The organism is Flavobacterium sp., from assembly GCF_046317795.1.
Lineage (GTDB): Bacteria > Bacteroidota > Bacteroidia > Flavobacteriales > Flavobacteriaceae > Flavobacterium.
This window is the reverse complement of record NZ_JBKCVI010000012.1, coordinates 1-12,480: the sequence shown is the minus strand read 5'-3', so window position 1 is coordinate 12,480 and position 12,480 is coordinate 1. Positions and strand designations below refer to the sequence as shown.

6 protein-coding genes are annotated in these 12,480 nt (G+C 36.8%); 3 read left to right on the top strand and 3 right to left on the bottom strand.

Annotated elements, in window-relative coordinates; all coding sequences use genetic code 11:
* Positions 1–61 precede the first annotated feature (61 nt).
* Entirely contained in the window at positions 62–1,219 is a 1,158-nt protein-coding gene (locus tag ACK5ON_RS00805; RefSeq protein ID WP_409818991.1) for a beta-ketoacyl synthase N-terminal-like domain-containing protein, read from the top strand.
* Between the two features lie 200 nt (positions 1,220–1,419).
* Here ACK5ON_RS00805 and ACK5ON_RS00800 read toward each other — a convergent pair whose 3' ends face one another.
* On the bottom strand, positions 1,420–1,902 hold the full coding sequence (locus ACK5ON_RS00800) for a regulatory protein RecX (RefSeq protein WP_409818989.1): 483 nt from the start codon (positions 1,900–1,902) through the stop codon (positions 1,420–1,422).
* Between the two features lie 321 nt (positions 1,903–2,223).
* Between ACK5ON_RS00800 and ACK5ON_RS00795 the strand changes: the two genes are divergently transcribed.
* Entirely contained in the window at positions 2,224–6,984 is a 4,761-nt protein-coding gene (locus tag ACK5ON_RS00795) for a T9SS sorting signal type C domain-containing protein (RefSeq protein ID WP_409818987.1), read from the top strand.
* Positions 6,985–7,057: 73 nt separating this feature from the next.
* Here ACK5ON_RS00795 and bioB read toward each other — a convergent pair whose 3' ends face one another.
* Complete coding sequence (gene bioB / locus ACK5ON_RS00790) at positions 7,058–8,143, bottom strand: biotin synthase BioB (protein WP_409818985.1); 1,086 nt, start codon at positions 8,141–8,143, stop codon at positions 7,058–7,060.
* 130 nt (positions 8,144–8,273) lie between these two features.
* Entirely contained in the window at positions 8,274–9,203 is a 930-nt protein-coding gene (locus ACK5ON_RS00785) for a bifunctional riboflavin kinase/FAD synthetase (RefSeq protein ID WP_396175510.1), read from the bottom strand.
* 376 nt (positions 9,204–9,579) lie between these two features.
* Here ACK5ON_RS00785 and ACK5ON_RS00780 point away from each other — a divergent pair, with 376 nt between their 5' ends.
* Positions 9,580–12,234 carry a reprolysin-like metallopeptidase gene (locus tag ACK5ON_RS00780; RefSeq protein ID WP_409818983.1) on the top strand — a complete coding sequence of 885 codons (2,655 nt, stop codon included), beginning with the start codon at positions 9,580–9,582 and terminating at the stop codon, positions 12,232–12,234.
* The last annotated feature ends 246 nt before the right edge of the window (positions 12,235–12,480 follow it).

Genomic DNA, 12,480 nt, shown 5'->3' with positions numbered 1-12,480 from the left:
AAAAAACCTTGCGCACTTTGCGAAAAACTTTGCGACCTTTGCGGTAAAATAAAGCATAACATTGAAAACCAAAATAGCCATAACTTCTCTCGCTTCTTTTTCTCCCTTAGGAAATACTCCCGAAGGAATTTGGAACAATTATCTTTCTCCGAAAACATTAATTACTACAAAAGATTTTAATGGTAAAGGCCAATTTGTGGCTACTATTGCGGCTGAAATCAGAAAGGAAATTGATGGGTTGCGCAAGGAAGATAGTAAGTACAAAGCGTTAGACGAAACCGTTTTAATGGCTATACTTACTTCTCGAAAAGCTATTGAAAATGCAGGTTGGCATAAAGGTGATGATTTTGGTATAAATATTGGATCGTCTCGTGGTGCCACTCAATTGTTCGAAAAATACCATTCCGAATTTATAGCCACTGGTAAAACAGCGACCCTGACGTCACCTACGACAACTTTGGGAAATATTTCCTCTTGGGTAGCGCACGATTTAAAAAGCAAAGGTCCCGAAATTTCGCACTCCATTACTTGTTCTACTGCTTTGCATGCCGTGTTGAATGCTGTGGCTTGGTTGCAATCGGGAATGGCGACGAAGTTTTTAGTAGGCGGAAGTGAAGCGCCTTTAACTGCTTTTACCTTAGCACAGATGCATGCTTTAAAGATTTATGCCAAACAACAACAAGAGTTCCCTTGCCGAGCTTTTGATTTGACTAAATCCAAAAATACTATGGTACTTGGCGAAGGAGCAGCTTTGGCTTGCTTGGAACTTGGAGAAAAGGAAATCGCCTTGGGTTACATCACGGGAATAGGTTATGCCACAGACGAATTAGAACATAATATTTCAATATCAAACGAAGCGATTTGTTTTCAAAAATCGATGGCGATGGCGTTGAAAAACATGCCATTGGATGAGGTTGATGCTATTGTTATGCACGCACCAGGCACTATAAAAGGAGACACTTCGGAGTATAAAGCGATAGAACAATTGTTTAAAGACAAACTCCCTATGCTTACTACCAACAAATGGAAAATAGGACACACTTTTGGTGCTTCCGGTATCTTGAGTCTTGAATTGGCACTGATGATGATGCAGCACAATACTTTTGTTGGCATTCCTTATGTTTCTGAGACTAATCCTAGAAAAAATATTCGGAATGTGTTGATTAATGCCGTTGGTTTTGGGGGTAATGCAGTGAGTATTTTAGTTTCTGCCCGATGATGTAATCAACTGGTCAGGACGAGTTATTCAATTGACTACGGTCACTTCACAAAGTGATGTCAGTCTGTCCCGAAGTTTCGGGTGTCTCGGACAATTGAGGTTTGCACTTCGACAAGCTCAGTGTGACAAAGTGCTTTTTATTGTATTTGTTGTAAAAAGAGTAATTGTATTATCTAGGATTACAATTAAATACTGAGGTGTCAGTCTGATCTTGTCGAAGAAGATAACTCCTTCATCTTCTCATAGACTAAGTTGCTTTCCCATCCTTTGCGCAATAAATAATCGCACCATTTCTTTTTCTTTTTTTGTACATTGCTTTCTCGGATGGTTTCCCAATGGTGTTCGGCTAGTTTGTGGAAAGTGTCTTGGTATTCGGCTTCGGAGATTTCGGTTAGAGCAAAATTGATATTATTGGTAGAAATATGTCTGTATTTTAATTCGTTGACTATTCTGATTTTTCCCCAATTTTTGATGCGGTGTTTGCCTCGGGCAAAACTGCGGGCAAAACGCTCTTCGTTGAGGAAGTTGTTTTGCAACAAATGCACGACTATGGCATCTATTTCATGTGATTTCATGCCGAGGTCGTATAACTTTTGCACTACTTCTTGATGGCAGCGCTCTTGATAGGAACAGTAATACTCTAGTTTGAGTTGGGCTTCAGTGAGGGTTAGTTTTTCGTTCATTGGTGTGAAGTGAATCCTAATGAGGCAAAGTTAGCAAAACTACTAACACTTTAACTTTAAAAGTTCTATGATTATAACAGCGAAAAACGAAATAGGAGACTCCATTTTTACTCAGTAACACAATCAAAATCAATGGTTTTAATGATTAGTATTACAATTGTTGAAAAATACACCTTTTTATTAATAATTTCTTAAACCGAAACCCTTGTGAAATAGTAATTTAGCAGTAGTTTTGCACTCCCTTTTCTACTCATTATTTCTTAGCTTTTTTTGTGTCACACAATCTGGCGAATGACTGTTAAACTATATGAAATTCATTTTATGAAATTTAGAGTATTACTTGTTGCTGTTACTTTGTTTCTTGGTAATGTGTTTTCTTATGGGCAAGCTTTTACAGCAATCTATGATTTTGCTTCTGTAACAAATGGTTCATCAGGTTTAACAGATCCAACGCCGGTACCAACAGCTACAGGCGTTACTTTTGGTTCTTTTATTGCTGTTGGAACACCTGCAAATCCTAATGCTACGGGAAGATTTTCATTCACAAATTGGGATACAGGCGCGACTAATGGAAGTGATGTTTTCGTAGGTGTAATTAACGCTGGAAAATATTACCAAGTAACTATTACACCTAGTGCAGGCTATACTTTGGATATTAATTCAATTACCTTTAGATCTCAGCGTTCGGGAACTGGACCAAGACAGTTTGCTGTTCGTTCTAGTATAGATTATACTACTAATTTGCCAGCGAGTATTTCACCGGCTAATACAAATTTATCTGTGGTAGCTACCAATATTTTTCAGGTGCTTGATTCTTCAACAACAGCAAATGATGGAAATACTATTACTCTTGGAGCAAGTTATGACGCACTTTCAGGAGCAACCACTTTTCGATTCTATGCCTGGAATGCAGAAGCTGCCGGAGGTTCATTTGGTATCGATAATGTGGTTATTAATGGTGTGGCTTCCACTTCAACACCACCCGCAGTCACTCTAGCCGATAACGGTGCTCAAGTTACGATAGCCAATGTGGGTCAAGGCACTACCAATCATATTTTATCCACGTTTCAAACTACAGTGGCCAATTCGGCAGCATCACTCACTACGGCTGCTTTTGCCACAAGTGGTTCGTATCTTGCCGCTGATATTGTGGTGAGTGGTTTTACGCTATGGCGCAACTCAACGGCCAATAATTTTGCTACAGCTACTGCCATCGGTACTCTCAGTTCCACAGCAACAGGTTCGGGTGATATATTAATTTTTTCTCTTTCGCCTACGGTGAGTTTGCCTGTTGGTACTAGTTATTTTTGGGTTACTGCTACTATTGCTGCTGGAGCTATCGCAGGTAATACCATTGGTATAAATGCTATTGCCAATGCTGATTTGACTTTTACTACGGGAACTAAATCGGGAAGTGCTAGTGTAGCAGGATTTCAAACCATTACTATAGCACCACCCGCTGTTCCGGGTAGTCTCACTAGAGGTTGTACGACAAACACCACTCAGGTTTTAAACTGGACGGCACCAGCTACAGGTAGTTATGATGGGTATTTATTAGTGGTCAGACAAGGTGCAGTGCCTAATACAGTAACTACTATTTTTGTACCAACACAAACAACAAATTTGGACTATACATTAGCCCCAACCTATAATGCCACTACATCGAGAGTTTTGTATAAAACCACGGCAGCGGCCAACGTTAGTGTTACCGTAACAGGACTTACAGCTGGGTTGCCTTATACTTTTGCGGTCTATGCTTATAAAAATAATGGTGCTTCCACTTTGTATTCGGCAACGGCAACCACTACATCACCAACAATAGGACTTCCCAACGTGACAAGTGCTTCCACCACAGCTGGAAACACTTCCGCATCGCTCTCTTGGGTCAATCCAACTGCAGCTTGTTATGATCAAGTATTGGTTGTGGTGACAGCAACACCTGGAATTACTTTTGTTCCAACAGGAAGTACCAACTTGGCGTATACGCCCAACACTGTTTTTGCTGGCTTCAATCAAGCAGTTTATTACTCGAGTGGCAACTTGGTCAACATTACAGGATTAACCAATGGCACTACTTATTATTTAGAACTATTTGTTAGAAATGGTACAGAATGGAGTAGTGGTGTAGAAGTGAGTGTCACACCGCTCAATATTAATCCTACGGTTTTGAAAACAGGCGATTTAGTTTTGATTGCTTATGATAATAATTTGTCCGGTGGTGATGATTCTATTAGATTATTGACGATGGTGGATATTAATCCAGGTACCCGCTTTTTGTGGGCCAATGCTACTTATGAAACTGGAGGATTGCCTGCAAGCAATACAAGAACCGATAAATGGTTTACCTGTACAACAACTCCCGATGGGAACGTTCCTTTTTTAGAGTTTAACTATACTGGTGCTACAACTATTCCTGCAGGATCTGTTTTTTGTATAACTACTAAACTAAGCGATACATCTACTACTATAACTGCAATTTCGCCTACGTCAACTTCATTTACCAGTTTTACTACAACAGGAAAAAGAGCAGATGGGACATTATTGTTAACCAATCACGCTGATGTAAATGTTTCAACAAGCGCTCCTGATTCTATGTTCCTGTTGCAAGGGAATTTTAGTTATAATGTTGCTGGTTCCACTTTTGTTGGAACGGTGCTTTCAGGAGTGCAAGATGGAGGACTTTGGTATGATTTAGCAGATGATTTGAGTGGAATCACTGGAAATAATTTAAGAAGGTCAAGAAAACATCCTAAATTATTATGTGCTTCATTACAAGCTAGCACTTCACCAGCATCATATCGCGTTAGTTACGATTTATCACCTAACACAGGAACTGCGCAGTTTTTGTTGTTTGAAATATTAAATTATACTGCAAACTGGACAACTTCTTTTGGTGTTTGTCCATCACCATCACCATTTTCTATTTCGGCATCAGATACTTTTAATCGATGGACTGGAGGAATCAGCACTAATTGGTATGATTGTAACAATTGGGGGCAATTATCGGTACCTGATGAATTTACCGATGTAGTATTATTTTCCACAGCAGCTCGAGATGCCATTATAGATTTTACAGCACCATTTTCAACTTCTTTTTCAAATATTGCCAAGACTAGAAACTTAACCATTTCAGGAAGAAAAGTACAACTGGAAGCCAATGCCAACAATAAACTTGAGGTATATGGCGATTTGTTGATAAACACAACAGGTGTGCTCGATATGGACGATAGTAATAATAGTACTGCTGATGGCAATTTATTTTTGTATAAAAATTTCACCAATAGTGTAGCTACCGCCAACTTTTTAGAAGGCAATGGAACGGTTTCTTTTGTGGGTAGTTTGCCTCAAGTGATTAACAATAACGTGCACACCAATCCCGAAGATTTTTTCAATGTTATTTTAGATAATGATTTTGCAACAGCAACAAGCAATATCTTGATTGCCACAGGAGATTTAGAAGTAAAAACAAACAAATTTGTAACGATAGGTTCTGCCGCTTTTCCTAATGATTACATTAGAGTAAACAATCGATTGACTAATAATGGTGATGTCATTATTGAAACAGGCGGTCAATTGATACAAGTGAACGACAACGATACTAATAACGGGGATTATTCGGGGACAAAGTTTACTGTAAAAAGGGCTTACACGGCTAGAGATATTGACTACGTTTACTGGAGTGCGCCTACAAAATTGTTTGCAGTTTCCAATTTACCTAATGGATTTCGATACGAATGGAATCCGATTTTTCCAAATTCAAACGGAACTTTTGGAAATTGGATTGCGCCAGCAACTATCAATATGACTCTTGGAAAAGGATATATTGCCAGAACTTTTAACGGTTCAAGTACTCCAGCAACCAATACTTTTACTTTTAGAGGACAACCTAATAATGGTCTAATCAGTATACCAATCTCTAGAGGAAACATTCAAGGACTTATCACCGATCCACCACTTTCTTATCCTGTGATTGGCAGTACCACAAAATGGGATGACAACTGGAATTTAGTTGGAAATCCATACCCATCAGCGATAAATTCTTTAACTTTTTTATTGAATGCTAATAATCCTGATATTGAAGGTTTTGTTTACGTTTGGTCACATGGCACTGAACCAAGTGCTGCCATAATAGATCCGTTTTATGATGATTTTGCTATAAATTATACTTCTAATGATTACATTATATACAATGGAACAGGAACCGTTAGTGGACCAACAGGTTTTAATGGAATGATTGCTTCAGGGCAAGGATTTTTTGTATTGATGGAAGATGGACCAGCGGCGAGTGGTGCAGTTAATTTCAATAACAGTATGCGAAGAAATACAACAACTAACGCTTCCTATAACAATACACAATTTTATAGAAATGCTTTGGAAGTGCAAACTATTGTTGGCGAGGAAGAGAAAAGCCGTATTTGGTTAGACATTGTTTCTCCACAAAATGTAGTAAAAAGAACCTTAATTGGCTATGTTGAAACAGCATCTAACGAAAAAGACAGATTGTTTGATGCGGTAACTAAAGCCAACAGTTTGGACATTTATTCGTTTGTTGATAATGATTCGGTACAAGAATATTGCATACAAGGAAGAGCATTGCCTTTTACTGATACAGATTCTGTGGCCTTGGGTATAAAAATAGCAACAGCGGGGAATTATAAAATAGCCATCAGTGCAGTAGATGGCTTGTTTGAACAAGGACAACCTATATTTTTAGAGGACAACTTATTGAATATCATTCACGATTTAAGACTTGCACCTTACAATTTTTCTGTTGATGCAGGCCGTTTTGACAATAGATTTGTATTGCGTTATACCTCTGAATCTTTAAACAACCCTGACTTCGAATCGTTAAACAATAGTGTATTTGTTGCTACTAATCATGGTGAGTTGACAATCAAGTCATCCATCGATAACATACAAGGCGTAATGGTTTACGACATATTGGGCAGACAATTGTTTGAAGCTAATGGAATAAATACTACTGAATTTATGGCTTCTAACATTTCTATAAGTCAGCAAACACTAATTGTGAAGATAAGATTAGAAAACGGCTTAGTGGTTACAAGAAAAATAGTGTTGTAATCAACTCTACTTAAAATAAAAGTGCCAATCTAAATTTCAGATTGGCACTTTTTTATTGAGGTAAAATTAATATTTATTTACCTTTAGTAGACGCTTCAAGGTTGCGTGCTATGGTATGACCTGGTCTTGTCCATTTGGGTTTTTCACCTAAGGTAGTAAATTGAGAGTCTTCAGCTTCCACTGTTTTGGGCTGCATGATTTTAATGAAAGGTTTTTGAGCTACTAACCCTAAAGTTTCAAACATTTTCATGTCTTCGTTTACATCAGGATTTGGAGTAGTTAGTAATTTATCGCCAGCAAAAATAGAATTGGCACCAGCAAAGAAACACATGGCTTGACCTTCGCGAGACATTTCGGTTCTACCAGCAGAAAGGCGCACTTGCGTCTCTGGCATTACAATACGAGTAGTGGCTACCATACGAATCATTTCCCAAATCTCAACTGGTTTTTCATTTTCCATTGGCGTTCCTTCTACTGCCACTAAAGCATTTATTGGCACCGATTCTGGTTGTGGGTTTAAAGTGGAAAGTGCCACTAACATTCCGGCTCTATCTTCAATACTTTCGCCCATGCCAATGATTCCTCCACTACAAACCGTTACATTAGTTTTACGAACGTTTTCAATTGTTTGAATTCTATCATCAAAAGCGCGAGTAGAAATTACTTCTTTATAATACTCTTCTGAGGTATCTAAATTATGGTTGTAGGCATACAATCCCGCTTCAGCTAAACGTTGTGCTTGGTTTTCGGTTATCATTCCGAGTGTGCAACACACTTCCATATCCAGTTTGTTGATGGTTCTTACCATTTCTAAAACTTGGTCAAACTCTTCACCATCTTTTACATTACGCCATGCTGCACCCATACAAACTCTTGATGAGCCATTGGATTTAGCACGTAGCGCTTGTGCTTTTACTTGACTAACTGTCATTAAATCATTGCCTTCAATATCAGTATGATAACGAGCCGCTTGTGGACAATAGCCACAATCTTCGGGGCAACCACCAGTTTTTATAGATAATAAAGTGGATACTTGAACTACATTTGGATCGTGTTGTTCTCTGTGAATAGAAGCTGCTTCATATAGCAAATCCATCAAAGGTTTATTGTATATCCCAATAATTTCTTCTTTGGTCCAATTGTGTTTTGTAATACTCATAGGTGCTTGTTTATCGTGCTTCAAAAGTAGTTAATTTGTTATTAAGTAACAATTTTGAAATGTATTAATAGAAAGTTATTACAAACAAATACGTGAGTTTCGCATTTGTACCTAAACTACCGTAAGATAGTTACAGCTTTTTTATAATAGCAAGAGCCGTAATTTTATCTTTATCTAACTGCTTTTTTAAAGCATCCACTGACTCGAATTTTTGTTCAGAGCGCATTCGGTGTAATAGCGAAATGGTAATCTTTTGATTGTAGAGTTCTTTTTGAAAATCGAAAAAATGAATTTCTATGGTTTGCGTTGTCCCATCAACTGTTGGTCGAGTGCCAATATTCATCATGCCATGATACATTATTCCATCCAAGTTGCTTTGAACAATATAAACGCCATTTTGAGGAATGAGTTTATACTCTTCTACAATTTTTATATTGGCAGTAGGAAATCCAATAGTTCTACCAAGTTGTTTTCCTTTTGAAACAATCCCTGTTAACGAATAGTAATATCCAAGATAATTATTGGCTAACTCAATATTTCCCTCTGTCAGTGCGTTTCTAATTTTTGTGGAACTGATGGAAACTTCGTTAATTTGCTTTGCAGAAATTTCTTCTACTTCAAATCCAAATTTATTTCCAAATTCTATTAAATCATCAATGTTTGCTGTTCTATTTCTGCCAAAGCGATGGTCATGTCCAATAATAATTTTTTTAATTTTGAAAGTATCTACTAAAACTTGTTTGACAAACTCCTCGGCGGTTAATCTTGAAAAGGCCGCATCAAAAGGGTGAATAACCAAGTTGTCTATCCCTAATGCTGATAATAAGTTTGTTTTTTCAGCTAAGGTGTTAAGCTGTTTCATTTCAGAATCTGCCTGAAGAATGGTTCTTGGGTGAGGAAAGAAGGTAAGCACCAAACTTTCACAATTTTGAGAATGGGCATTTTCAACAATTTGTTCTAATATTTTTTTGTGCCCTAGATGCACACCATCAAATGTACCGATAGTTACAATTGTTGGTTTGTTAGCGCTAAAAGATTTTATGGAGTTGACTATTTTCAAGAAAAGTGAAATAATTAAAAAGCAAAAATAGATTTTTGAAATGAAAAAAAATAATTTAAAAGAGTATTAATAGAAATCCTTAGAGTTTATAAATTTCTGGATTTTTTGTTTTCTATTTAATTTAACTTTATATTTAAAAAACGGAACATGAATTATATAATATAATACTTAATAAAACAAATAATATATTGCGAATAAGAGAGAAGTGATTAAGATTTGTTTAAAAGTATTTAAAATAACCAACTCAAATTTGCAGATTATTGAAAGATAACTATCTTTGAAAGCTAGATTTTTAATTTTTTTAGTTATTCAGTTTTAGAACACAAATAATACTATCAACTAAAAAATAATACACTATTTAATTAACCAAATAATCATGAAAAAAACATTACTTCTTGTAATTTTAACAATTACACTTTCAAGTGCTTTTGCTCAAAAAAACACTCCTTGGCAACTTTTTGATAGCAATAAGACTATTAACTCTGAAAAAGTTAGACAAACAGATTATTCATTAAATCAAAAATTAGTTCAATTTAATGCTGTTCAGTTTAAGCAATTGCTTGCAAATGTGGCTACTATTTCGTCTGGACTTCCGGGCGTTGAAATTTCTTTACCAAATACAAATGGTTCGTTAGAAAAATTTATGATTTGGGAGTCTTCCAATTTTGATCCGTCCTTACAGGCAAGTTATCCCGAAATTAGAGCTTATATTGGTAAAGGAATCACAGATCCTTACGCAACATTAAATTTTAGTTTTTCGCCACTTGGAATACAAACCATGATTTTCAGAGCAGGTTCTGGTACAGAGTTTATAGAACCTTACACCAAAGACCGTTCAGTTTATGTGGTTTTTGACTCTAAAACAAGAATTAAAGGTAACTTACCTTTTGTTTGTTCTACAGAAGATTCTGCAGTAGTTGAGGAATTGAATCGAAATGGCAATGTAGTCATGGCTAATAATGAGGTATACAAAACAATGCGATTGGCTTTATCATGTACAGCTGAGTACACTGCATATCATGGAGGAACTGTCGCTTTGGCCTTAGCCGCAATGAACGCCACAATGACAAGATGTAATGGTGTTTTTGAAAAAGATTTAGCTATTAAACTTATAATTATTCCTAATAATAATTTGGTAGTCTATACCAACGCTGCAACTGATCCATACTCAACAGTTACTGGTGGTGTTGCACCAGCTGCTTGGAACTCTCAATTGCAAACTACATTAAACAATGTAATTGGTGCAGCAAACTACGATATAGGCCACTTGTTTGGCGCAACAGGTGGTGGTGGAAGTGCAGGTTGTATAGGATGTGTATGCGATGCATTAAAAGGGAGTGGAATTACTTCACCATTAGACGGTGTTCCTGCGGGAGATACTTTTGATATTGATTTTGTAGTCCATGAAATGGGACATCAAATGGGAGCAAACCATACTTTTACACATACTACCGAAAACAATACGGTAAACGTTGAACCAGGGAGTGGTTCTACAATCATGGCTTATGCTGGGATTGGTGGCGGCGGCACAGATATGCAATCTAATTCTGATGATTATTTTACGTATAGAAGTATTTTGCAAATACAGTCAAATATGGAAACCAAAACTTGTCCCGTTAGCACTAGTCTAGCAGTAACGAACCCTAGACCCACAGTCACAGCTTCTGGAGCCATAATACCTATTAACACCGCTTTTAAATTAACAGGTTCTGCTGTAGGTACTGCGGGTGAAGTGTTAACGTATAATTGGGAACAGAATAATGATGCAGCAGTAGTAGGAGGAACTTCAACTTTTCCGTCGCCTACAAAAACGGATGGCCCAAATTTTAGATCAGTTGTTCCAAATGCATCGCCAGTGAGATTCATGCCAGCATTTCAAAATGTACTTGCAGGTCAATTAGTGAATACATGGGAAACCGTTTCTTCGGTTCCTAGAAATTTAGCATTTAGTCTCACAGTTAGAGATAATGTTTTAGGTGGTGGACAAACCAACACAAGAGCAATTACAGTTCAAGTAGTAAATATCAGTGGTGCATTTGAATTTACAAGTCCAAATACTAATGTTTCATGGCAATTGGGCTCTACTCAAACCTTGACTTGGAATGTAGCTGGAACTACAGCTAATGGTATGAATACTGCAAATGTGAATATATTGATTTCTACAGATGGTGGAACAACCTTTTCTACTCTAGTAGCCAATACTCCAAATGATGGATCACAATCAGTTACTATGCCTAGTACACCAACACAAAATTGTAGATTGTTGATTGAAGCTGTTGGAAATATTTTTTATGCCGTTTCCAAAAATATTACTTTAGGATTTGATTGTAACGTTGCTTCTGAAAGTCCTGGAACAGCTATACCTGATGGGCTTGCAGCAAATTCCCCAGGAGCTGCTGCTGTCCGCACAATTAATTTTCCAAATAATGTTACGATCAACAACATGAAAGCCACGTTCAATACAAGTCATACTTGGATCGGAGATTTAGTTGTTAAATTAAAACACCCAGACGGTACAGAAATCAATTTATGGAATAGAACTTGTAATAATCCACAATCTTCGGGATTGAACGTAACCTTCCAAGACGGTTCTCCTGCTCCACCATGTGGAAGTCCAACTACAGGTACAGTAAGCCCAGTACAAGCATTATCAGCTTTTAATGGAAAACCATCAAATGGTGTTTGGACATTAACTGTTCAAGATTTTTATAATGCCGATACTGGAAATATAGTTTCGTGGGGAATTGACTTTGGTTGCACTCTAGAAAATCAGGAATTTGATACCTCAGATATAACAGTTTATCCTAATCCTAATAGTGGTAATTTTACACTTCAATATAATAACCCAGTTTCAAACGAAATCAACGTTACTGTTTACGATATGAGAGGAAGAAAAATATATGCAAACTCTTTCGCTAGTCAAGCTATAATTAACGAAACCATTCAGTTGAACAATACTCAAGCAGGGATTTATTTAATGACTATTACAGATGGAAATAGAAAAGAGGTAAAGAAAATAGTAGTAGAATAATTCTAGTCACTTAATTATAAAAAAAGGTGTTTTAAACACCTTTTTTTTTATTTTTCTAAAATTTAAAAATAGTTTTTAATAAACAAATAGTTTAAATTAACCCGTTGGGTGTAATTAGTTTTTAATGATAATTTTTCGTCAGTTCGAGTGATTTTCGATAGAAAATCGTATCGAGAACAAGAAAAATTTCATTAAAAACGGTTCTCGATACATTTTTTGTTCCTCTCGTCCAAAAAGACGAGATGC